This is a genomic window from Anaerotignum lactatifermentans (genome assembly GCF_014982935.1).
In the GTDB taxonomy this organism is placed as follows: Bacteria; Bacillota; Clostridia; order Lachnospirales; family Anaerotignaceae; genus Anaerotignum; species Anaerotignum lactatifermentans.
Genome location: NZ_JADCKK010000007.1, coordinates 1 through 22,101 on the forward strand (window position 1 = coordinate 1; position 22,101 = coordinate 22,101).

Below are 22,101 nucleotides of genomic sequence, written 5' to 3' on the forward strand. Positions count from 1 at the left end.
ATTTTTCTTCTATACTTTGGTGTAAATACGATATGATACTTGCATACCCATTTTGTGTGTGCTAAACTGTTTGCCATAAAAGCATCGTCCTTTCTTATGTAAAATATTTAGGCTTGAACACCCTTATTTTACAACAAGGACGATGCTTTTTGCTTAAGCTTTAATCTCACCCGCAGAGCGGGCGGTTGTTAAAGGCTGCTTTGCAGCCTTCAGCACTAAAGTAATAACAAAAAAAGGATAAATCCTTTCGGATTTATCCTTTTTTGTATCCCTTATATCAGAATCTGTTTACAAATTCCAAATTAGTTTCTGGGGAAGTTGATCTGAGCCTGAGCTGCTGCCAGTCTTGCGATAGGTACGCGGAAAGGAGAGCAGGATACATAGTCCAGACCGATCTGGTGGCAGAATTCTACGGAAGAAGGATCGCCGCCATGTTCGCCGCAGATACCCAGGTGGATGTCAGGGCGTACGGGTTTTGCTTTTTCTACAGCAATCTGCATCAGCTGACCAACGCCTGTTCTGTCCAGTCTAGCTGTAGGGTCGCATTCATAGATGTTTTTGTCGATGTAGTCAGCCAGAATCTTACCAGCGTCGTCACGGGACAGACCATATGTCATCTGTGTCAGGTCGTTTGTACCGAAGGAGAAGAATTCAGCTTCTGTAGCGATCTGGTCAGCTGTCAGAGCAGCTCTGGGGATTTCGATCATGGTACCTACCAGATATTTCAGTTTTTTGCCTTTTTCTTCCATTACTTTTTCAGCTGTTTCTACAACAACGTTTTTCACGTATTTCAGTTCCTTGATTTCGCCAACCAGAGGAATCATGATTTCGGGTACGATTTCGATACCTTCTTCTACAGAAACTTCAACAGCAGCTTCGATGATTGCTTTTGTCTGCATTTCTGCGATTTCAGGATAGCTTACAGCCAGACGGCAGCCTCTGTGACCCATCATAGGGTTCAGTTCGTGCAGACCTTTTGCTTTGATTTTCAGTTCTTCAACAGTTTTGCCTGTTTCTTTTGCCAGAACTTCGAATTCTTCATCTGTGTTAGGCATGAATTCATGCAGAGGGGGATCCAGAAGACGGATTGTAACAGGTCTTTCGCCCATTGCTTTGTAGATGCCTTTGAAGTCTTCTTTCTGGAAAGGTTCGATACCAGCCAGAGCTGCTTTTCTTTCTTCTACTGTTTCAGCCAGGATCATTTTTCTGAATTTCATGATTCTGTCGCCTTCGAAGAACATATGCTCTGTTCTTGTCAGACCGATACCTTCTGCGCCGAAGTCGATCGCTGTCTGAGCGTCGTGAGGTGTATCAGCGTTTGTTCTTACTTTCAGCACTCTCTTTTCGTCAGCCCAAGCCATGAATTTTGCAAAGTTGCCGCTGATTTCAGGGTCAACTGTAGGGATATCTTCGCCATAGATGTTACCTGTGGAACCATCCAGGGAGATGTAGTCGCCTTCTTTGAATGTTTTGCCGCCCAGTGTGAATGTTTTTGCTTCTTCGTTCATTTTGATTTCTTCACAACCGGATACGCAGCATGTACCCATACCACGCGCAACAACGGCTGCGTGAGATGTCATACCGCCACGAACTGTCAGGATACCCTGTGCAGCTGCCATACCTTCGATGTCTTCAGGAGATGTTTCCAGACGAACCAGAATTACTCTGTCGCCAGCTTCAGCCTGCGCTTTTGCGTCTTCTGCTGTGAAGCATACTTTACCAGCAGCAGCGCCGGGAGATGCAGGCAGACCTTTGCCGATAGGAGTCGCTGCTTTCAGTGCTTTCTGGTCAAAAGCAGGGTGCAGGATCTGATCCAGCTGTTTAGGATCTACTTTCATCAGCGCTTCTTCTTTTGTCAGCAGACCTTCGTCTACCATTTCTACAGCGATACGCAGAGCAGCGTTAGCTGTTCTCTTACCGTTTCTTGTCTGCAGGAAGTACAGTTTGCCTTCTTCAACTGTGAATTCCATATCCTGCATGTCTTTGTAGTGGTTTTCCAGTTTATTTGCGATTTCCATAAACTGCGCATATACTTCAGGCATATCTTCTGCCAGTTTTGCGATGGGCTTAGGAGTACGAACGCCGGCTACAACGTCTTCACCCTGTGCGTTAACCAGGTATTCACCCAGCATCGCTTTTTCACCAGTTGCTGCGTTTCTTGTGAAAGCAACACCTGTACCGGATGTATCACCCATGTTACCGAATACCATCATCTGTACGTTAACTGCAGTACCCCAGCTGTAAGGGATGTCGTTCATTCTTCTGTAAACGAATGCACGAGGGTTATCCCAGCTGCGGAATACAGCCATAGCAGCTTCAAACAGCTGTTCCTTAGGATCCTGAGGGAATTCTTTGCCCTGGTCTTCCAGATAGATCTGTTTGAACATTTCAGCAACTTTCTTCAGGTCGTCTGCGGACAGGTCTGTGTCGTATTTTGCGCCAACCTGTTCTTTGTATTCGTCCAGTTTTCTTTCGAATTTGGATTTGGAAACGCCGATAACAACGTCTGCGAACATCATGATAAATCTTCTGTAGGAGTCATAAGCAAATCTGGGGTTGCCAGTTTTTCTTGCCAGACCTTCTACGGAAACATCGTTCAGACCCAGGTTCAGGACTGTGTCCATCATACCGGGCATGGATGCTCTTGCACCGGAACGAACGGAAACCAGCAGGGGATTTTCGGGATCGCCCAGTTTTTTGCCAGCCATTTCTTCCAGTTTGCCCAGAGCCACTTCGATCTGTTCGATCATTTCGTCAGTCAGCTTTTTGCCGCCTTCGTTGTACTCTGTGCAGGCTTCAGTTGTGATTGTGAAACCCTGGGGAATCGGCAGACCCAGGATTGTCATTTCTGCCAGGTTTGCGCCTTTACCGCCCAGCAGGTTACGCATGGAAGCATTACCTTCGCTGAACATGTAAACATACTTTTTGCTCATACTTTTTACCTCCTGTAAACACTTTATAATGATAAAGATGATTTGGGATACATACAAAAATCAAAATCCGCCGTCCTATCAACCGGCGCATCTTGTAAAAAACTTTGCAAGCCGCCTCGCCTTCCCTTTTTTTCTTCCCAATAAGAAACAGACGTAATTTCTTCTTCAGGGCAAGTGTTGATGCAGTTTGCCATGCTTTTTCTTTTGCAGAATTTTCCCTATACTAAGATTATACCAAAACGCCATGGAACGCAAGCCGATTTTTTTGATTTTTTTGAATTGTTTTTGACGTATTTTGCCGCAGGGCTATGTATACAATGTATGCTTTTCAATGAAATGCACAAAAATTTCCATGCGTTTTGTCCAAAACCACCAAAAGAAAAATCAACCTTTCTTTTCACATTTTCTTTTCCCCGTTTCTTGTCAGCAATCTCCTTGGCTTCTGGGGCTTTCCATTGACCCGGAAGCCCCTTGGTTTTACAATATCCATAACGGCATAAGAGGTGCTTTCCACCCCCTTAGTATTACCTGCTTTCCATATATATTGATCGGAGGAAATCTTCATGCATAAAGAAACAAAAGCACTGCTTCAGGAAAACAACCAACGGGAAACCCTGCTTTCTCCCAATTTTCAATCTGTCCTCACCGACATGGTGGTCTATCTAAGAGCCTCTCGTCTGCCATTTTCCCTTCAGGAACAAGTGCGTCGGGACATTACGGATATGTTTCTGGCAGGTCAGGAAAAAGGGGCTTCTCCTGCCGAAATCATCGGCATGGACTTTCAGGAATACTGCGATAGGCTTTTGCAGGAACTTTCTCAGAATAACCGCCGCACGCAAACGCTCTGTACCATCCGTGATATGTCCTTGGTTCTCTGCGTGGGAATGGCTGTTCTGTTCCTGCCGGAACTAATTGGTGTGCTGCTGTCACACACACCCTTTCTGACACTCACGTTGGGGAAACTGATTTTTCTCGTAATCCTCATTACCTTTGCTTACGCCCTCGTGGAGAATATCTGCAAAAACGCTTTCACCTCTACGGAAAAACAAAGCGCTCTCATCAAAAACATGCATTTTCTATGGCTGTTTGTGGGTTTTATACTACTGTTTTTCCTGAAAAAACCCGCTTGGGAAATCCCATTCTTCATTCCCCTCCTCGTTTGTGCCGTCCTGCTTCTGTGCTACGGACTGCTGAACCATTTTCTGGACTGATTTACAAACAAAGAAAGCACGAAACCTTCTATTATATATAGAAAGATTTCGTGCTTTTTCATTGCCGATTTTCAAATATTGCCGATTTTCATGGAAGATTAGAATTCCATTTTTTCTTTCAGGTAAGGAATCAGGTCTGCGATAGGCATTCTTACCTGTTCCATCGTATCTCTGTCACGAACGGTTACGCTCTGATCTTCTTCGGATTCAAAGTCGTATGTGATGCAGAAAGGTGTACCGATTTCATCCTGTCTTCTGTAACGTTTACCGATGGAGCCGGTTTCGTCGTATTCGCAGTGGAATTCTTTGGACAGCATGTTATAAACTTCGATGGCTTTGTCACCCAGTTTCTTGGACAGAGGCAGTACTGCTGCTTTTACGGGAGCAATTGCGGGATGGAAATGCAGAACAGTTCTTACATCGTTTTCACCCACTTCTTCTTCGTCGTAAGCTTCGCACAGGAATGCCAGTGTCATTCTGTCTGCACCCAGGGAAGGTTCGATGCAGTAAGGGATATATTTTTCGTTCTTTTCCTGATCGTAGTATGTCATATCCTGACCGCTTGTTTCCTGGTGGCATTTCAGGTCGTAGTCTGTTCTGTCTGCAATGCCCCACAGTTCGCCCCAGCCGAAGGGGAACAGGAATTCAATGTCTGTTGTGCCTTTGCTGTAGTGAGACAGTTCTTCAGGAGAGTGGTCACGGAGTCTGATGCTTTCTTCGGACATGTTCAGATCCAGCAGCCACTGTCTGCAGAAGTTTCTCCAGTAGCGGAACCAATCCATATCTTTGCCGGGTTCACAGAAGAATTCCAGTTCCATCTGTTCGAATTCTCTTGTTCTGAATGTGAAGTTACCGGGTGTGATTTCGTTACGGAAGGATTTACCAATCTGACCGATACCGAAAGGCAGTTTCTTTCTGCTTGTTCTCTGTACGTTTTTGAAGTTTACGAAAATACCCTGGGCTGTTTCGGGACGCAGGTAAACCACGTTTTTCGCATCTTCTGTAACACCCTGGAATGTTTTGAACATCAGGTTGAACTGACGAATATCTGTAAAGTTGTGAGCGCCGCAGGAAGGACATGCTACCTGGTGTTCGTCAACGAAAGCTTTCATCTGTTCGTTGCTCCAGCCGTCAACAACTTCTTCAGGCATGTTGTGTGTTTTCATGTGGTCCTCGATGAGTTTGTCTGCACGGAATCTTTCTTTACATTCCTTACAGTCCATCAAAGGATCACTGAAGCCGCCAACGTGACCGGAAGCTACCCATGTCTGAGGGTTCATGAGGATCGCGCAGTCAACACCTACGTTGTAAGGGCTTTCCTGAATGAATTTCTTCCACCAAGCTTTCTTTACGTTGTTTTTCAGTTCCACACCGATGGGACCGTAATCCCATGTGTTTGCCAGACCACCGTAAATTTCAGAGCCGGGGTATACAAAACCTCTGTTTTTTGCCAACGCTACGATTTTTTCCATTGTCTTTTCTACCATTTGAAAAACCTCCTTCAAAAATTCCATTAGAAACTTTTTTCGAGGAATAAAAAAAGCCTTTTCATCCCTCGCCGTAAAGCAAGGGACGAAAGGCATCGTGTCTTCCGCGGTTCCACCCTCATTGATTTGCATTGGTTTATGCAAACCCACTCTTGTGAAAAATTGCTGCTCCCAAGTGCCATTCTTCGCTTTGTCCTGCCGGTCTTGCACCAACCGCCGGCTCTCTGAAAGTCCGCCGCAAATACTCCTCTTGTTCGTCACAGCTATGTAATTTGGTATCAATCTAACACGTTTCCAGAAGAATGTCAAGGGGAATTTTGATTTTTTTCAAAAACAAATGTCCGCCGCAAAACGTCTGCTTTTCAAGTCCAATCCCACGTGCATCTGTAAATACTGCCGCATGACCTTGTCCAATTGTTCCAAGGCTTCGGGAGAAAGACGGAACCCGAAAATCTGTTTTCCCTCGTTTTCCAGCACATGAGAAAGAGCCGCTCCCACTGCCGGCAAAAGTAGACTTGCTCCCGGTCTTTTGTGGTTCTGGCAGGTAAATCCTTCCCCGTCGAAATATAGCTGCGCCGGCGTTTCCTCGCACACCATGCAGTCTGCCGATGCCAGCAGACCGGATAGCTGCAAATACTTGATTTCAAAGATACGCCCTGCCAGTTTTGGCTCCAGATGTCCCTTTGCCATACCCTGCAAGGTAAAGAGAAGGAGCTGCACGATTTCATCCTGTTCCATGCCTTCGGGGCATGTTTTCTCCACCAGTTCCGCCAGATACACCGCCTGCGAAAGAACAGCCACGTCATTTCGCAGACCGTAAAAACTCTCAATCAAATCAATCTGCGTCACCGACCAGAAGCCCCGCCCTTCGTAAATGGTAAAATCGCAGTAGGCAAAAAGCTGTGTCCCTGCCAGCAGATGACTTTTGGCATTTTTTGCCCCTCTGGCAGACAGACGCACCTTCCCTACCCCTTTGGCAAGAACGGTGATCTGCTTGCTGCTTTCGCCCCGCTGGGCTTCCCCTATGACGATGCCTCTGATTTTCCCTACGCTCATGGCTCTAACTCCCTTATCCATAAAACCAACGGAGAAAGCCATGGGCTTCCTCCACTCAGGGTGTCGAAAAAGTCGACACCCTGTCGTCAAAATCAGGATTTTGACGAGATTCCTGTATGTATAAACAGTACGTTCCATCGGCATAAAAATGCCTTGAAACGTGCTGTTTTCCTCGTCGGAAGTGAATTCCGACTGCGGATTCCAGTTGGGAAACCCACACCGCAAGAGATGCGGACAGCCATAAATGGCTGGCATTTGCGGAGCAAATGTGTTGACCCTTTGTTTCCCAATCCCTTCCGCGTTCTTGAAAAAATATATCCCTTCGTTTTTCTACAGTTTGAACGGAGAAAGCCATGGGCTTCCTCCGTTATGTCAATAAAATTCTTTATATTTTGAGCTGTCTGTAATACGTCTGCGTCCATTTTCCTGCTCCCGTCTGGTGCTTTCGTGATACCGCAGATAATCGCTGACCTGCCCTGTCTGTGTGAACCGCTGCCATAATGCCGTCTGTTTTTTGTCCATATCCATCGTCCCTTTCCGTTTTTAGAATATGAAAGAGAACCAAAACCATACGGCACAATTCCTGCCAGTTCTTCCAGCGAATTTTTTAAATATTTTTCTTGTCGTAACCGAAGTTTTTCAGCAGGAAATCGCTGTCCCGCCAGTCTTTTTTCACCTTTACCCAAATCTGCAGGAAAATAGGAGAACCTAACAGACGTTCCATATCCTGACGGGCATAGGTGCCGATTTTTTTCAGCATACTGCCGTGTTTGCCGATAATGATACCCTTATGGGAATCTTTTTCGCAGTAAATCAGTGCCTGTACGTCTACCATGTTCTGGTCAGGACGTTTCTTCATGGACATGATTTCCACGGCGATACCATGAGGGATTTCATCCTGCAGCAGATACAGCGCTTTTTCACGAATGATTTCAGACGCAATCTGTCGTTCCGGCTGGTCTGTCACCATTTCCGCAGGGAAATACTGAGGACCTTCCGGCAGGAATTTCCGAATGACAGAAAGCAGTGTTTCTGTGTTGCTGCCTGTTGCCGCGGAAATAGGCACCACTTCTTTGAAGGGGTACAGTTTCCGATAAGCGTCGATAATAGCCAGCAGTTTTTCCTTATCGGGCACGGTGTCGATTTTGTTGATGACCAGCACCACAGGTGTTTTCACGTTACCCAGTTTTTCCAGCACATACTGGTCTGCTTCCAGCACCTTGTCTGTGGGTTCCACCAAAAACAGTACCAAGTCCACTTCCTTGAATGTGTTCTCAGCGGAGCGCACCATAAATTCACCCAGTTTGTGTTTGGGTTTATGAATACCGGGTGTGTCCAAAAATACACACTGGAAATCGTCTTTTGTCAAAATACTTGTGATTTTATTTCTTGTGGTCTGAGGTTTGTTGGACGTAATGGCAATCTTTTCTCCAATCAGGCAGTTCATCAGTGTCGATTTCCCTACGTTTGGTCTGCCGATGAGAGATACAAATCCAGAATAAAATTTTCCCATAGCTGCCTCCTTACGCCTGTTCTGCTTTTTCCGCTTCTTCCGCAGCCTTTGCCGCCGCTTCTCTGGCGTCCCATTCTGCCTGCATTTCCAGCATCATCATATACTGGAGCCATCTGTCGTTTTTGGTGTCGATGTCTTCCTGTGTCAGACCTTTCAGTACGGTCAGAGCCTGATAATATTTCATACCGTCCTCAACGGTGATATATTCGGATTTCATGCCCAGCACAATGCCGATGCGGTTGGGCAGCATATACCGGCGGATTTCTTCCTGTACGCCTTCAATGGGTTTGCCCAGACGTTTCATAAATTCCAGGGCATTTTTGTAGTGGATGATGTATTCACTTTCCTTGATTTTCACCCGCTGACCCTGCCATTTTGTTTCGATGTATTCCACGATTTCATCCATGGTTTTGGGATTTGCCTGTACTTCGATGCCTGCAAATCTTGCTTTCAATGCTTCAATGCCTTTTGCTTCCATTGTTTACACTCCTTGTTCTTTCAATTCATCATATTTTTTCCGAATGGCCTGCATATCTTCCCAAGCCGGTCGTTTTTTCGTTTCGTCCCGTAATAATGCGGAAGGGTGGTAAGTGGCAATGATGTGATAGCCTTTCCGCTCGATCCACTGCCCCCGCTGTCTTGTGATTTTAAAATCAGGCGAAATGATGGTTGTCGCCGCAATTCTGCCCAGACAAACAATGATTTTCGGGTGAATCATGGCAAGCTGGTATCTGAGATAATTCAAACACGCTTCTTTTTCGTCATCATGGGGATCTCTGTTTCCGGGTGGTCTGCATTTGACGATATTTGCCACATACACGTCCTCCAGAGAAAGATTCACCGCCGCCAGCATTTTATCCAGCAGCTGTCCCGCGGAACCCACAAAGGGAATCCCCGTCAAATCTTCCTGCTGACCAGGCCCCTCCCCGATGAACATAATATCCGCGTTGCGGTTGCCCTTGCCAATGACCACGTTCGTCCGCATTTCGCTCAAGCGGCACTTTTTGCAGTTATAGCAGGCACCCTCTAAAATTTCCCAGCTTTTTTCCATAAACCATCACTCCAACATATACTGACGCAAAGCGTTTTCCGCCAGTTCCACAAAATCTTCTCCTGCGCCCCAGTCAAAACGGAAAATGGCACCTTGTCCGCCGCCGCCTGCCGCCAGATGCACATGGGTCACCCCGCCAAAATCTGTGGCAAGAACAGTCAATGTCGCCCGATTGCTGGAACGCACATAATATTTTTCAAATAATCCCATGGCTACAGTCCCCTGTTCTGTTTCCTGAATATATTTATCCAGAAATTCTGCGGAAATGGCATTGCTTACCTGCTGCCACACCAGTTCCAGCACCTCCTGTGGCGCAATGGATACTTTCAAATCTTTCACTTCCATGAGAAATCCCCCTTTTCCTCAGGCTTTTACTTGATATCCTCCCCACGGAAACCAAAAGGCAGCAGTTCCGTCAGGGCAAATTCCTTCTCCCCTTCTAATTCGCTCCAAAGGACCACTTTTCCTTCCGGCATAAACTCAAAAAGTACCTGTCTGCAAATGCCGCAGGGAGCCGCGTAATCGCCGCTGCTTGCCACAATGGCGATTTTCTCAAATTCTCGCACGCCTTCAGAAACAGCTTTTGTCACCGCTGTCCGCTCTGCGCAAATGGTCGCCCCATACGTGGCGTTTTCCACGTTACATCCTGTAAAAACTCTGCCGTCCTTTGCCAGCAGTGCCGCCCCCACCTGAAAATGAGAGTAAGGGGCATAAGCCCTTGTCATGACTTCTTTTGCCTTTGCGATCAATTCCTGATTTGTCATGGAAACACTTCCTTTCCCTTATGCGCGGGGAATTCCCGCCAGTTCCAGAATCTCTTTCTGTTTGGCGAACATTTCTTTTTCTTCTTCCGGCTCCATATGGTCATAGCCCAAAAGATGGAGCATGCTGTGAGCGGTGAGGAAGGCAATTTCCCGTTTCAGGGAATGACCGTATTCCTCCGCCTGTTCTCTTGCCCGTTCCAGAGAAATGATGATATCCCCCAGAACCACTTCGCCCTTCTCGTTTCTGTCCATGATTTCCCCTTCTTCAAAGGTCAGCTGGGGAAAGCTCAGCACATCTGTAGGGCGGTCGATGCCGCGAAATTGTTTGTTAATCTGATGGATTTCCTCGTTATCCACGATGGAAATGCTGATTTCGCATTCTTCCTGGAAGCCTTCGTATTTCAGGCTGTCCAGAGCAATTTTTTCCATAACGGCTTCCATCTCTTCCGGGAAGCCCTCTGTCCGTATATCAATCAGTACTGTCACTGTTTGTTTCCTCCTGTTCTGTGTCTGCCTTTTTCTTGGCAGCCTCTTGGATTTCCTTCTGTTCTGGATAGGAAACCCGTTCATGATACATGCCGTGGAACACCTTCAGAAAAGCCAGTCGGATGGTTTCCAGTTCATTCAGGGTCAAACCGCTGTTGTTCAGCTGTCCATCGTCCAGTTTGTCTTTCATCAAGTTTTTCACAGCCGCTTCTGCTTCTTCCATGGTTTTCCCATGACCCAGCATGGAGCGCACCGCCGCTTCCACCGTATCCGCCAGCATCACCACTGCCGACTCCCGGCTGGAAGGGATGCGTCCCTGATAGCGGTAATCCGCTTCGTTCACATTCTCCGCGCCATAAAGCTTCAAAGCTTTGAAATAGAAAAATTTCACCAGAGAATTGCCGTGGTGCTCCACGATCATATCCCGCACCACCGGCGGCAGTTTATACCGTTCTGCCAGTTCCAAGCCGCCTTTGGTGTGTCCCGTGATGATTTTCGCACTTTTTTCCGGCGGCAGTTCGTCATGGGGGTTATGTCCCGACTGATTTTCCGCAAAAAACTGTGGATACCGCAGTTTTCCCACATCGTGATAATAAGCCCCGGCTCTTGCCAGCGCCGTATTGCCGCCAATGTCATAAACGGCTGTTTCTGCCAGATTTGCCACAATCAAACTATGGTGATATGTCCCCGGCGCCTCAATCATCAGCTTCCGCAGCAATTCGTTGTTGGGATTGGTCAGTTCCATCAGTCGCAGTGGTGTGTTTGCCTCAAACATATTTTCCCAGAAAGGCAGACTGCCCACAGCCACAATCATAGACAGCAGTCCCGTTACGGCGCCAATGCCGCCTTGGAACAGCAGTTCCGTAGAATACCCTTCCCCGAAGAAAAATCCCAGAGAAATGGTAGTCACAAAATCCACTGCCGCCATGCCCAACGCCGCCGGAATCAGATGGGAACGCTTGTCCGTTTTCTGAATGATGAGGGCAGCAAAAGTACCGCTGATGAGGGCGTACATCAAAAACTGCACATCCCCATTGAAGATAAAGCATCCGATGATGCAGAACAAAGCATTGAGCCACAACGCCATCCGTCTGCCCACCAGCAGGCTCACCAGCATAGCAAAGAGCCCTACGGGAACAATGGTGAATATTGTCAGGTTTGCCAGTATCCGTATGAGCAGCACCATCATCATGTAGATGGTGAATAACATGCGTATTTCATTGGGCTTGAGGAGAATATTCCCCTTGCCCCACCGGAAAAACAGATACAGCGCCGCAAAGAGCATACCTGTAATGACCAGACTGCCCAGCATAGGCATCAAACTGCCTTCCAGCCCCGTTTCACTGACCAGATTCAGCGCCACCAGCTTGTCGTAAATCTCCTGGGTGATGATTTCCCCTTCGTCTACGATTTTCTGGTTTTTGCGGATGAGAACTTCATCCACTTCCGCCCGTTTTTCCTCTTTGGCTGCTTCCACAGCCGCCTCATCCACAATGAGGTTAGGTTCCACAGCTGCCGACAGGATGACCCCTGCCATGGTTTTCAAGTCACTGCTCCATGCCAGTTCCTGCAAGTAAGTCAGCCCGGACGCTTTGGCTTCCGTCAAACCGTCTGCTGTGACCCCTTTATCATAAATCTCCTTCAGTACCGATACACAGTCATTGGCAAATGCCTTCCGCTGTTCTGCCGTGAGATTTTCATAAGCCATGAGCTGTCTGTTGGACAGCACCACAGGCAGTTCCAGCGAAATCTCCTGGACAGCGTTATAAAAACTTTCCCCCTCCGGCAGTCCTGCCAGAACTGTATCCAGCTCCTGAAAGACCCCTTCCACCATGGTCACGTTTTTATCCATGACAGTGGTATCCGTTTTATAAATTGGTCCCACACTGTTTGCCGCCGCTTCCCGGAGTTTCTCCGTTGCCGCTTCATCCACCGTGTCTTCCGGTGCCACATACCGCTTGGTTGCCACAGAGCCTACCTGCACCGTTTCCCGCTGCTGGATAGAGCCTGTCCCAATGCAGACGATGGTCACCACAAAAGCCAGCACAAACAATACAATCCGGTGCAGCTCCTTACGCTCTGCCCCATCTGCTATCTTTCTTTCCATCTGCATCACTCCGCTTTCTGGATTCAAACTTTTCATATGCCAGAATGATTTTCTGTACTAAGGGATGACGCACAACGTCCTTGTTGGTAAGGGTAATCATGCCGATGCCCTCGATGCCGCTCAAAATTTTGGTAGCTTCCAACAAGCCGGAGCGTTTGCCCTCTGCCAAGTCGATCTGTGTCAAGTCCCCCGTAATGACCGCCTTGGAACCATACCCGATACGGGTCAGGAACATTTTCATCTGTTCCGGTGTGGTGTTCTGGGCTTCATCCAGTACAATATAGGCGTTATCCAGTGTACGTCCGCGCATATACGCCAGAGGCGCCACTTCGATAAGCCCTTTTTCCATATTTTTTGTGAAATTTTCTACCCCCATGATTTCATAGAGCGCATCATAGAGGGGGCGCAGATAAGGGTCTACCTTCTGCTGCAAATCCCCCGGCAAAAAGCCCAGTTTTTCCCCTGCTTCAATGGCAGGACGGGTCAAAATGATGCGGTTGACTTCATTGTTTTTGAATGCGGTGATAGCCATTGCCATTGCCAGATAAGTTTTCCCGGTACCAGCAGGACCAATGCCAAATACCACCGTATTGTTCTTCATCAGGTCGATATATTTTTTCTGCCCCATGGTCTTGGGTTTTAAGGGTCTGCCGTTGGCAGTAATGCAGATCAGGTTGTCATAAACCTTTTCCAGTTCCTGCAAATCGGCTTCTTCGGCGGAAGAAATGAAGTATTCCAGATTCTGTTCTGTGATTTCTTCCCCTCTGCGGGCAAGGGCAGCCATGGAGTTGAGCACATTCCAAGCCTTGTGTACGCCTCTTTCTTCCCCAACCACTTTCACATCATCGCCGCGGTTGACGATCTGCACACCGCAGCTTTTTTCGATTTTTCTGATATTGCTGTCAAACTGCCCGAATACAGGCAGGATAATGTCATTCTCCAACTGAATGGTTCTCTCTATTTGACTCATCTTCGACATCAAATTCCTTTCTCACTTGTTTTTTTCCAATTTCTTCGGACAAAGTCACTTTGCACACTGCCCGGACTCTGTCTGTATATGTTTCATATCTGATTTCCGTCTGCTCCACGGACTCGCCTTCTGCCAGCCCTTCCGCCGCTTTTTCCTTGCATTTTGCTTCCAAAAGGGCTTTGGCTTCCTCTACAGTATAAGTCTTTTCCGCCGTTTCATAGGGGCGGTAAACCTCTGTCCGCAGAGAAAAAGGCAGTGTCCAGTCTCCCAGACCCATGTTTTTTTCTTCCAAAACTTCTTTCTCGAAGTCGCTTTCCATGTGTGGCTTGATGAAATCCAGTTCCAAATCCCCAAAAAGCAGCACATGATTCTCCTTATCCTTGCCGCCGAAAATCTTTTCCGTTTCCGTCAGCATTTGTTCTTCCGTCACCTCTGCCCATGTGGTTGCCTGCACGCTTCCGCTGGCTGCCACATATTCTGTTTCCATGGGCTCCCCTTCCAGCCCCACCTGCACCTCCGCGGAAATGAGCACATCCCCAGCCTGTACCACATCTCCCGCCTGCACAAGGGGCGTTCCTTTGGCTGCCGTGATTTTCTCCACCACGCCGTCTTTTTCGGCAATGATGTCACAGGGCGTTTCTTCTTCCATGGGCGTAGGAGTCACAATGGTTTCCGCTACTTTTACCGTAGCTTCTGCCCCCTTGATGGACACACTCACCCAAGATAAGTCCGAAATATCCGCCAGCAGCGCCTTGGTCACCGCGTCTGCGTCCACCTGTTTTTTCCATTTTCCCGGCTTCAAGCCGTATGCCTCGCAGGCAGTCAAAATCTCCTCTGTTGTCAGCCGTTCATTGCCTTCCACATGAACCACCCAGACGAAAGAAGAAAGCACATAGAGTGCCGCCGCAAAAAATAAGATGCCCACTGCGAATATGGGATGGGTCTTTGCATGCCGCATCTTTTCCGGCAAACCACCCAATGCCAAAATCTCCAAATGGCACCCTGTCTTTTGGGCACATTCTTCCAGTTCTTTCAGTCCCGCCAGAGAAGTTTTCATCTCCATACCGCCGCCGACACCCTTGGCATCCCAGAATAAAATCCGGCGGTATGCAGCCAGATTCATGAACCGTTCCATGGAAAAACCGGTTATTCTTATCATAACATATCCACGCAAATAATACCACAATACGGGCAACAAATTCCGCACCTGCCTTCCTTCCTACCGCAAAAATTCCAGGCGGAAAATCCGCCCTTTCACCACGATACAGGCTGCCGACATCTGCTTCAGTTCCAGCCCTTCTCCCGTCAGCAGCAGCCTGCCTGCGCCCGTGGCAATGTGTATGGTTTCGGCGCTGTATTCCAAGAGCCCCTTATGGTTTTCCACGGTCACTTCCTCCTGCCCCACCATGGACACCAGCGGCAGATCCAGCACCACTTCCTTGGGTAAATCCAGCTTTTCCGCCATGCCTTTGCCAAATCCCATGACCAGAACCTCCTTTCTGTCAAATGCCCTCTTTTATAGGTATGCCAGCTGCCCCCGTCCCATACCCGCAAAAAAAGCCGGAAGCCCTTTCGGGGCATCTTCATAAGAAAACAAAGAAAGCCAAAATCCTTATCATTACAAAGGATTTTGGCTTTCTTATTTTATTAAGATTTTATTTGTTATGTTTTCTTCTGAAGACAGCCGTCGCAATTCCCCTTAAGAAATCAAGAAAAAGGAAAATCAATGTTTTCTTAAGGGGAAATTGCTTTGGCAAAAACAAAACTTCTTCCGGCTGTATGTTTCTATGGATTTTTTATCAGGACAACAGCGCCCGGTCGCTGGAAAATTCACTGCCGCTGGCAACAGAGAACTGCCGCAGCAGGTCGTCCACTGTGAGTTTCTTCTTTTCTTCCCCGCGGATATCCAGAATAATCTGTCCGTTGTTCATCATAATCAGACGATTGCCGTGAGCAATGGCGTCTTTCATGTTATGGGTAACCATAAGGGCAGTCAGGTTATTTTCCGCAATGATGCGGTCGGAAATTTCCAATACCTTTGCCGCCGTTTTGGGGTCGAGGGCTGCCGTATGTTCATCCAGCAGCAGTACTTTGGGCTTTTTCAGGGTAGCCATGAGCAGTGTCAATGCCTGCCGCTGACCGCCGGAAAGAAGCCCCACCTTGGAACGCAGGCGGTTTTCCAGCCCCAAATCCAGTGTTTTCAAAAGTTCCTTGTATTCTTCCCGTTCTTTGGCTCGGATACCCCAGCATAAGTGCCGTGTTTTGCCGCGACGGTAAGCAATTGCCAGATTTTCCTCGATTTCCATATCTGCCGCCGTACCCATCATAGGGTCTTGGAACACACGTCCCAGATAAGCCGCCCGTTTGTAGTCCGGCAGTCTGGTGACATCTTTTCCGTCGATAAGCACCTGACCTTCGTCTAAAGGCCATGCGCCGCAGATGGCATTCATCATGGTAGATTTTCCGGCGCCATTGCCGCCGATGACGGTGACAAAATCCCCTTCTTCCAGCTTCAGATTCAAGCCGCTGAGGGCTCTTTTTTCATTGATGGTATTTGCATTGAATGTTTTCGATACGTTTCTCAATTCCAACATAATCTCAAGCCCCCTTTCCTGCGCGGCGAATACGGCATCTTCCCTGGAGATAAGGCACTGCAAGGAAAAGCGCAACGATGAGCGCACTGATCAATTTCAAGTCTGTGGTTTCCAGCCCCAGCCAAAGGACAACGGCAATAACCACGAAGTATAAAATCGCGCCGAATACAACGCTGAGCATACGCAGGGCGAAATTATTGAAAATCTTGCCGAACAGCACTGCACCGATGATAACTGCCGCCAAACCGATAACGATGGCACCTCTGCCCATGTTAACGTCAGCATTGCCCTGATACTGGGCGTACAGCGCGCCGGAAAGTCCTACCAGCGCATTGGAGAGCACCAGACCAAATACTTTCATACGGTTTGTGTTAATGCCCTGGGCACGGGACATATTGGCGTTATTGCCGGTAGCACGAACGGCACGGCCCACTTCTGTGCCGAAGAACCAGTATAAAACGGCGATGGTGACCGCTACAAAAATCACAGATACCAAAATGGCATGAGGAATATCCCGAAGGCTCAAAATCAGGTCATACTGATTGACGTTGATGGCTTTGTTGGACGCCCCCATAATACGCATATTCACGGAATACAATCCCAATTGTGTCAAAATCCCGGACAGGATAGGCGGAATCCCAAACAGGGTATGGAACAGCCCTGTCACCAGACCAGCCAGTGCCCCTGCCGCTGTGGCACATACCAGCGCCACATAAGGATTGACCCCTGCCAGCATCATGACAACAGCCACAGCGCCGCCGGTGCCGATGCTGCCGTCTACCGTCAGATCCGCATAGTCCAGAACTTTATAAGTGATGTATACCCCAATTGCCATAATTCCCCAAATGAGCCCTTGGGCTACAGAGCCGGGCAGTGCTCGTATCAGATCCATGATTTCCATGGGTGATCCCTCCTCTTTTTTCTTTCCTCTTTCCTTTGGAAGAAAAAACAACGGGACGGTTGGTCCCGCTGTTCCTTCTAAAATGATTACGTCATGTCAATGTTCATTTTTTATTCTTCAGCACCGATGGCAACCATGTCTTCCGGCATAGTGATGCCAAGTTCTGCCGCGATTTCCGCATTGTACTTCGGTGTGATGTTTTCGGAAACATATTCGATGGGCATGGTCGCAGGATCTGCACCATTTACCAGGATTTCGTAAGCCATTTCACCGGCTTTGCAGCCCAGTTCGTAGTAGCTGATGCTCAGTGTTGCCAGGCCGCCAGCTGCACACATATTTTCTTCTCCAGTGATTACGGGAATTTTCGCAGGTACGGTCACGTTTTTGATGATCTCCATGTTGTTTGCCATGGTGTTATCTGTAGGGATATATACTGCATCACAGTCTGTGATGGCGTTTGTGATCACTGCCTGTACTTCGTTGGAGTCAGCCGCTGTAAATTCTTCCCACGCGATGCCGGCTTTGTCCAATTCTGCCTGTGCCAGCTGAGACTGGAACTGGGAGTTGGGTTCCGCACTGCAATATACAATGGCCACTTTCTGTGCGTCAGGTACTACTTTTTGCAGCAGTGCAATCTGCTGGTCAACAGGCGCCAGGTCAGATGCGCCGGTTACGTTATAGCCCGGTGCCTCATTGGATTCGATAACACCTGCTGTCATATAGTCAGTAACGGATGTACCCACGATGGGGATATCGCCTGTTGCCGCCGCAGATGCCTGCAAAGCGGTTGTGGCATTGGCCATAATCAGATCCACGTTATTGGAAACGAATTTGGTTGCGATGGTAGCGCAGTTTGCCTGTTCGTTCTGGGCGTTCTGATAGTCAAATGTCACTTTGTCCCCCAGCTTTTCTGTGAGGGTATCCTGAAAACCTTTGGTGGCTTCGTCCAGTGCCGCATGTTCCAGCTGCTGGATGATCCCTACGGTATAAGTACCGTCGCCAGTGGTTTCTGCTGTTGTTTCTTCTGCTTCTCCGCTGCTTCCACAGCCTGTCATGGCTATCATGACAGCCGCCATGGCTGCCGCCGCAATCACTCGCATCTTTCTTTTCATAGTCATACACTCCCTTATCTATTTTTTGCTTTTGTAACACACTTACGGTTTACTTTCGCACGCACACACGGTTATGCTGTGCTTTGTTAAAGTACATTATAGACCTCAAAAACAAAAAGTCAAGGATTTTTCTTTTTTTCTAATGCAAATACATCGTGCATGATATTTATGCGTTTTTTCCCAACAAAAAAAGCAGTCCCTCTCAAGGACTGCTCCACAAGTGCCCAAAAATAGCCAAAAACCCTGAAACACCAAGGGTTCCGGTCAATTCATTTTTATAAAAAATAATGTTTTCCACCCTCTGCCGAACAGAAAAAAGCGAACCACATAAGTGGTTCGCTCTGAACTCTGATTTTATTTGCCTTGGAGCATTTTTCTCACAAGATTGCCTACGACTTTGTTGTCCGCACGACCTTTTACCTTAGGGGTAACAATGGCCATTACTTTCCCCATTTCTTTTACGGATGCTGCGCCGCTTTCGGCAACGGCTTCCTCTACAATCTTCTGAATTTCTTCTTCACTTAACTGCTCTGGAAGGTAACCCAATAAAATTTCGATTTCTCTGTTCAGTTTGTCGATCAGATCCTGTCTGCCGCTTTTTTCATATTCAGGCAGAGAGTCACGGCGGCTTTTCAGCTGTTTGGCAATAACGTCCAGAACACCGTCCTCATCCAGTTCGATCTTCTTATCTTTTTCAATCTGCAGAATACCAGAACGAATGAGCTGTACGGTATCTTTCCGAACCGTGTCTTTCTCTTTCATGGCAGTCTTCAGGTCCGCAAAAAGCTGTTCTTTTAATGACATAACCATCATTCCTTTGCGCAACAAAATAAAGTAAAATTATTTGAATTTACGTTTTCTGGCAGCTTCGGATTTCTTTTTGCGTTTTACGCTGGGTTTGTCATAATGCTCTCTTTTGCGTACTTCGCCCATGATGCCGTCTCTAGCACATGTTCTTTTAAAACGACGCAGTGCGCTGTCTAAGGATTCATTTTCTTTAACTTTTACCTCTGACATGAATTTCCCTCCCTCCAGATGCGAGATTCGTGTACGGGAAAGGCTTACCTTTTTTACCGTACATTTAGGAATTATACACAAAAAAACGGCTCTCGTCAATAAAAATAAACGGATTGGGGCGAGAAAATTTGATTTTTCCGCAAATTTTGGCTTTCCCGACCAAAAAGCAGACCATCTTTCCCCCTTCTGTCTGTTTCCCGCCAGACAAAAAAACGGAAAAACCACGGGCTTTCGCCTGCATCTTGCCTGTCGGAGAGAAAAACGGAGGCTGCTCCCCCAGAAAACAAGTACAGCCGGAACCCCTTGGATTCCGGCTGCCATATTCTCTTACTTCAAGAAATCAGCTTAAAGCATGTTTTCACGCTTTTTTCTTTTCTGTTTTCTTAGGGGTCTTTTTTTCTGCCTTTGCTTCTTCCGGTACTTTCCGCTCCAGCACCACCATACCCAGAGGAGGTACTTTCACGCGGATGCTGTTCTGGTAGTGATTCCAAGGCATTTTTTCGCTGACTGCGGCTTTTTTGTTGACCACGCCGCTGCCGCCGTATTTTTCCGCGTCACTGTTGAACACTTCTTTGTATGTTCCTGCAAAAGGCACACCAATACGGAAATCTTCATACGTTTCCGGTGTGAAGTTGCAGATGAAATACAGTTCCTTGTCCTGACTGCGGCGGATGAAGGAAACCACAGAGGATTCCGCGTCGTCGCATTCAATCCATGTGAAGCCATGGGGGTCATAGTCCTGCTGCCAGAACGGACTTTCAGACAGATAGAAGTGGTTCAGGTCTTTCATGTACAGCTGCATCTGTTGATGGTCTTTGTACTGAAGCAGATGCCAGTCCAGAGAACGTGATTCGCTCCATTCGTTGAACTGTGCAAATTCCCCGCCCATGAACAGCAGCTTTTTGCCGGGATGACCGTACATGAAACCATAGGACAGACGCAGGTTTGCGTATTTCTGCCACAGGTCGCCGGGCATCTTGCCAATCATAGCGCTCTTTTCGTGTACCACTTCATCATGGGACAGTACCAGTACGAAGTTTTCAGAGTAATTGTATGCCATACCGAAAGTCAGATTGTTGTGGTGATACTTCCGGTAGATAGGGTCTTTTTTGATATAGAACAGGAAGTCATTCATCCAGCCCATGTTCCACTTCATGGTGAAGCCCAGACCGTTGTCGTCGGCGCTCTTTGTAACGCCTTTCCAGGATGTGGATTCTTCCGCAATCATCATGGTACCGGGCAGACGTTTGGACACGATAGAGTTCATGTGCTTGATGAATTCCACAGCTTCCAGATTTTCTCTGCCGCCATATTCGTTGGCAGCCCATTCGCCGTCGTTCTTGCAGAAATCCAGATACAGCATGGAAGCCACCGCGTCTACACGCAGACCGTCGATGTGGTATTCATCCAGCCAGAACAGGGCGTTGGCAATGAGGAAGTTACTGACTTCTTTTCTGCCGTAGTTGAAAATATAGGTACCCCACTGGAGATGTTCTCCCCGTCTGGGGTCCTGATGTTCATACAATGCTGTGCCGTCGAACCGCCCCAGACCGAATTCGTCTTTGGGGAAATGAGCAGGCACCCAGTCCAGAATGACGCCAATGCCGTTCTGATGGCAGGTGTCGATAAATTCTTTGAACATGGCAGGTGTGCCGTAACGGCTGGTAGGTGCGTAATATCCTGTCACCTGATAGCCCCAGCTGCCGTCAAAAGGATGTTCTTCCACAGGCAGCAGTTCAATGTGGCTAAAGCCCATTTCTTTCACATAAGGCACCAGTTTTTCCGCCATTTCTGTATAGGTCAGGAAGCGGTCCCCTTCTTCGGGCACACGCATCCAGGAACCCAGATGAACTTCATAAATATTCATAGGCGCTGTGTAGACATTGGCTTTCTTTCTGGCAGTCATCCATTTTCTGTCTTTCCATTTGTACCGCCCGATGGGGTAAATCACAGAAGCCGTTTCTGGACGGAGCTGTGCGTAGAAAGCGTAGGGGTCGCACTTGTCCACCTGTTTGCCAGTGGACTGTACCACATGGAATTTATACTGGTCCATGGCAGCCAGACCGGGAATGAACAATTCCCAGATACCGGACTGTCCCAACAGACGCATGGGATGTCTGCGGGTGTCCCAGCCGTTGAAGTTCCCAATGACGCTGACGCTTTTTGCATTGGGTGCCCAAACGGCAAAGGAAACGCCTTTTGCCCCTTCAAATGTAATCAGGTGCGCGCCTAATTTTTCATAAATTTCGTAGTGATTGCCTTCACCAAACAGATACCGGTCATATTCAGAAATGGTCGGGCTGAAGGCATAAGGGTCATATGTGTGCCAGCTGTTGCCCTGATAATCGGTGCATTCCAGCCGGTAACGGAACCATTCTTCTCTGTCAGGAATAATGACTTCAAAAAATCCGTCCTCATGAATGCGTTCCATGGGATATTTCAGTCTTCTGGTGTTGGCATCCACAACGGTAATGGTCTGGGCGCCGGGGATAAACGCACGTACAACCACGCATTTTTTTCCGTCTTCCTCCACTTCGTGCATTCCCAGCACGGTATGGGGGTCGGCATGCTCCCCGTTAATGATTTGGAAAAGTTCATTCAAGTGTTTAATGGTAATCATCCTCTCATCCCCTTTTGTATCTCTCAACTTTTGCTGGCGAGATGTATTCAGATTATATTATATACCATTTTTGTTCTGAATTCTATCCAATTTCATAAATCTTTGCACATAAAAAACGACAATTCTTTCAGGGCATCTTCATCAAAAACCGAAATCCTTCTCATAAAAAAGCTTTGCCTATCCTATTTTTACAAGGCATGTTTCTTCTGAAGACAGCCGTCGCAGTTCCCATCCAGAAATCATGAAAAAGAAAAACACGGTTTCTGAATGGGAAACTGC

22 protein-coding genes, 1 pseudogene and 1 other annotated feature are annotated in these 22,101 nt (G+C 47.6%); of the genes and pseudogenes, 1 reads left to right on the plus strand and 22 read right to left on the minus strand.

Going from position 1 to position 22,101, the window contains the following annotated elements; translation table 11 throughout:
- From INF29_RS02850 to INF29_RS02860, 3 genes and pseudogenes are all read right to left on the minus strand, one after another.
- Positions 1–77, minus strand: a pseudogene (locus INF29_RS02850) (IS200/IS605 family transposase); the annotation flags it as partial.
- 225 nt (positions 78–302) lie between these two features.
- On the minus strand, positions 303–2,933 hold the full coding sequence (gene ppdK / locus INF29_RS02855) for a pyruvate, phosphate dikinase (protein ID WP_072850481.1): 2,631 nt from the start codon (positions 2,931–2,933) through the stop codon (positions 303–305).
- Positions 2,934–2,956: 23 nt separating this feature from the next.
- A complete protein-coding gene (locus INF29_RS02860; protein ID WP_193484471.1) occupies positions 2,957–3,127 on the minus strand; it encodes a hypothetical protein in 171 nt (56 codons plus the stop codon).
- A gap of 369 nt (positions 3,128–3,496) precedes the next feature.
- Here INF29_RS02860 and INF29_RS02865 point away from each other — a divergent pair, with 369 nt between their 5' ends.
- The gene (locus tag INF29_RS02865) at positions 3,497–4,144 is read left to right on the plus strand and encodes a DUF1129 domain-containing protein (protein ID WP_193484473.1); all 648 of its coding nucleotides are present in this window, start codon (positions 3,497–3,499) and stop codon (positions 4,142–4,144) included.
- A 98-nt stretch (positions 4,145–4,242) separates the two neighbouring features.
- Here INF29_RS02865 and INF29_RS02870 read toward each other — a convergent pair whose 3' ends face one another.
- The 19 genes from INF29_RS02870 to glgB form a co-directional block, all read right to left on the minus strand.
- Positions 4,243–5,631 carry a glycine--tRNA ligase gene (locus INF29_RS02870; RefSeq protein WP_193484475.1) on the minus strand — a complete coding sequence of 463 codons (1,389 nt, stop codon included), beginning with the start codon at positions 5,629–5,631 and terminating at the stop codon, positions 4,243–4,245.
- Positions 5,632–5,709: 78 nt separating this feature from the next.
- Positions 5,710–5,898, minus strand: a binding site (T-box leader).
- A 60-nt stretch (positions 5,899–5,958) separates the two neighbouring features.
- Positions 5,959–6,729: a DNA repair protein RecO gene (recO, locus tag INF29_RS02875; RefSeq protein ID WP_193484477.1), complete on the minus strand. Its 771-nt coding sequence runs from the start codon at positions 6,727–6,729 to the stop codon at positions 5,959–5,961.
- A 330-nt stretch (positions 6,730–7,059) separates the two neighbouring features.
- Positions 7,060–7,209, minus strand: coding sequence for a hypothetical protein (locus tag INF29_RS02880; protein ID WP_153801576.1), 150 nt, complete (start codon positions 7,207–7,209; stop codon positions 7,060–7,062).
- Positions 7,210–7,294: 85 nt separating this feature from the next.
- A complete protein-coding gene (gene era, locus INF29_RS02885) occupies positions 7,295–8,200 on the minus strand; it encodes a GTPase Era (protein WP_191343597.1) in 906 nt (301 codons plus the stop codon).
- 10 nt (positions 8,201–8,210) lie between these two features.
- Positions 8,211–8,678, minus strand: a complete 468-nt coding sequence (locus INF29_RS02890) for a hypothetical protein (RefSeq protein WP_072850494.1) — start codon at positions 8,676–8,678, stop codon at positions 8,211–8,213.
- A gap of 3 nt (positions 8,679–8,681) precedes the next feature.
- Positions 8,682–9,251, minus strand: a complete 570-nt coding sequence (locus INF29_RS02895) for a uracil-DNA glycosylase (protein WP_193484479.1) — start codon at positions 9,249–9,251, stop codon at positions 8,682–8,684.
- 6 nt (positions 9,252–9,257) lie between these two features.
- Positions 9,258–9,596 carry a DUF6054 family protein gene (locus tag INF29_RS02900; protein WP_193484481.1) on the minus strand — a complete coding sequence of 113 codons (339 nt, stop codon included), beginning with the start codon at positions 9,594–9,596 and terminating at the stop codon, positions 9,258–9,260.
- Positions 9,597–9,622: 26 nt separating this feature from the next.
- On the minus strand, positions 9,623–10,015 hold the full coding sequence (locus tag INF29_RS02905; protein ID WP_193484483.1) for a cytidine deaminase: 393 nt from the start codon (positions 10,013–10,015) through the stop codon (positions 9,623–9,625).
- Between the two features lie 18 nt (positions 10,016–10,033).
- Positions 10,034–10,501: an rRNA maturation RNase YbeY gene (ybeY, locus tag INF29_RS02910; RefSeq protein WP_072850502.1), complete on the minus strand. Its 468-nt coding sequence runs from the start codon at positions 10,499–10,501 to the stop codon at positions 10,034–10,036.
- Entirely contained in the window at positions 10,485–12,608 is a 2,124-nt protein-coding gene (locus tag INF29_RS02915; protein WP_193484485.1) for an HD family phosphohydrolase, read from the minus strand. The genes ybeY and INF29_RS02915 overlap by 17 nt, the downstream gene beginning before the upstream one ends.
- Positions 12,574–13,578 (minus strand): PhoH family protein, encoded by a 1,005-nt coding sequence (locus INF29_RS02920; protein WP_191343635.1) that lies wholly within the window; start codon positions 13,576–13,578, stop codon positions 12,574–12,576. Before INF29_RS02920 ends, INF29_RS02915 begins: the two co-directional genes overlap by 35 nt.
- Positions 13,541–14,785 (minus strand): sporulation protein YqfD, encoded by a 1,245-nt coding sequence (gene yqfD / locus INF29_RS02925; protein WP_330608254.1) that lies wholly within the window; start codon positions 14,783–14,785, stop codon positions 13,541–13,543. The genes INF29_RS02920 and yqfD overlap by 38 nt, the downstream gene beginning before the upstream one ends.
- Before the next feature lie 12 nt (positions 14,786–14,797).
- Complete coding sequence (gene yqfC, locus INF29_RS02930) at positions 14,798–15,061, minus strand: sporulation protein YqfC (RefSeq protein ID WP_193484490.1); 264 nt, start codon at positions 15,059–15,061, stop codon at positions 14,798–14,800.
- 316 nt (positions 15,062–15,377) lie between these two features.
- A complete protein-coding gene (locus tag INF29_RS02935; protein WP_072850512.1) occupies positions 15,378–16,172 on the minus strand; it encodes an ABC transporter ATP-binding protein in 795 nt (264 codons plus the stop codon).
- A 4-nt stretch (positions 16,173–16,176) separates the two neighbouring features.
- A complete protein-coding gene (locus INF29_RS02940; protein WP_072850514.1) occupies positions 16,177–17,073 on the minus strand; it encodes an ABC transporter permease in 897 nt (298 codons plus the stop codon).
- A gap of 110 nt (positions 17,074–17,183) precedes the next feature.
- The gene (locus INF29_RS02945) at positions 17,184–18,185 is read right to left on the minus strand and encodes an ABC transporter substrate-binding protein (protein ID WP_072850516.1); all 1,002 of its coding nucleotides are present in this window, start codon (positions 18,183–18,185) and stop codon (positions 17,184–17,186) included.
- A 354-nt stretch (positions 18,186–18,539) separates the two neighbouring features.
- Positions 18,540–18,989, minus strand: coding sequence for a GatB/YqeY domain-containing protein (locus INF29_RS02950; RefSeq protein ID WP_072850518.1), 450 nt, complete (start codon positions 18,987–18,989; stop codon positions 18,540–18,542).
- Between the two features lie 36 nt (positions 18,990–19,025).
- On the minus strand, positions 19,026–19,202 hold the full coding sequence (gene rpsU / locus INF29_RS02955; protein WP_022255363.1) for a 30S ribosomal protein S21: 177 nt from the start codon (positions 19,200–19,202) through the stop codon (positions 19,026–19,028).
- A gap of 358 nt (positions 19,203–19,560) precedes the next feature.
- Complete coding sequence (gene glgB / locus INF29_RS02960) at positions 19,561–21,822, minus strand: 1,4-alpha-glucan branching protein GlgB (RefSeq protein ID WP_193484492.1); 2,262 nt, start codon at positions 21,820–21,822, stop codon at positions 19,561–19,563.
- Positions 21,823–22,101: the final 279 nt, after the last annotated feature.

Bases quoted from the DNA above. Each gene is read 5' to 3' on its own strand.
- ppdK (WP_072850481.1), bottom strand. From the start codon at position 2,933: ATGAGCAAAAAGTATGTTTACATGTTCAGCGAAGGTAATGCTTCCATG.
- INF29_RS02860 (WP_193484471.1), bottom strand. From the start codon at position 3,127: ATGGCAAACTGCATCAACACTTGCCCTGAAGAAGAAATTACGTCTGTT.
- INF29_RS02865 (WP_193484473.1), top strand. From the start codon at position 3,497: ATGCATAAAGAAACAAAAGCACTGCTTCAGGAAAACAACCAACGGGAA.
- INF29_RS02870 (WP_193484475.1), bottom strand. From the start codon at position 5,631: ATGGTAGAAAAGACAATGGAAAAAATCGTAGCGTTGGCAAAAAACAGA.
- recO (WP_193484477.1), bottom strand. From the start codon at position 6,729: ATGGCTTTCTCCGTTGGTTTTATGGATAAGGGAGTTAGAGCCATGAGC.
- INF29_RS02880 (WP_153801576.1), bottom strand. From the start codon at position 7,209: ATGGACAAAAAACAGACGGCATTATGGCAGCGGTTCACACAGACAGGG.
- era (WP_191343597.1), bottom strand. From the start codon at position 8,200: ATGGGAAAATTTTATTCTGGATTTGTATCTCTCATCGGCAGACCAAAC.
- INF29_RS02890 (WP_072850494.1), bottom strand. From the start codon at position 8,678: ATGGAAGCAAAAGGCATTGAAGCATTGAAAGCAAGATTTGCAGGCATC.
- INF29_RS02895 (WP_193484479.1), bottom strand. From the start codon at position 9,251: ATGGAAAAAAGCTGGGAAATTTTAGAGGGTGCCTGCTATAACTGCAAA.
- INF29_RS02900 (WP_193484481.1), bottom strand. From the start codon at position 9,596: ATGGAAGTGAAAGATTTGAAAGTATCCATTGCGCCACAGGAGGTGCTG.
- INF29_RS02905 (WP_193484483.1), bottom strand. From the start codon at position 10,015: ATGACAAATCAGGAATTGATCGCAAAGGCAAAAGAAGTCATGACAAGG.
- INF29_RS02915 (WP_193484485.1), bottom strand. From the start codon at position 12,608: ATGGAAAGAAAGATAGCAGATGGGGCAGAGCGTAAGGAGCTGCACCGG.
- INF29_RS02920 (WP_191343635.1), bottom strand. From the start codon at position 13,578: ATGAGTCAAATAGAGAGAACCATTCAGTTGGAGAATGACATTATCCTG.
- yqfC (WP_193484490.1), bottom strand. From the start codon at position 15,061: ATGGGATTTGGCAAAGGCATGGCGGAAAAGCTGGATTTACCCAAGGAA.
- INF29_RS02935 (WP_072850512.1), bottom strand. From the start codon at position 16,172: ATGTTGGAATTGAGAAACGTATCGAAAACATTCAATGCAAATACCATC.
- INF29_RS02940 (WP_072850514.1), bottom strand. From the start codon at position 17,073: ATGGAAATCATGGATCTGATACGAGCACTGCCCGGCTCTGTAGCCCAA.
- INF29_RS02945 (WP_072850516.1), bottom strand. From the start codon at position 18,185: ATGAAAAGAAAGATGCGAGTGATTGCGGCGGCAGCCATGGCGGCTGTC.
- INF29_RS02950 (WP_072850518.1), bottom strand. From the start codon at position 18,989: ATGTCATTAAAAGAACAGCTTTTTGCGGACCTGAAGACTGCCATGAAA.
- rpsU (WP_022255363.1), bottom strand. From the start codon at position 19,202: ATGTCAGAGGTAAAAGTTAAAGAAAATGAATCCTTAGACAGCGCACTG.
- glgB (WP_193484492.1), bottom strand. From the start codon at position 21,822: ATGATTACCATTAAACACTTGAATGAACTTTTCCAAATCATTAACGGG.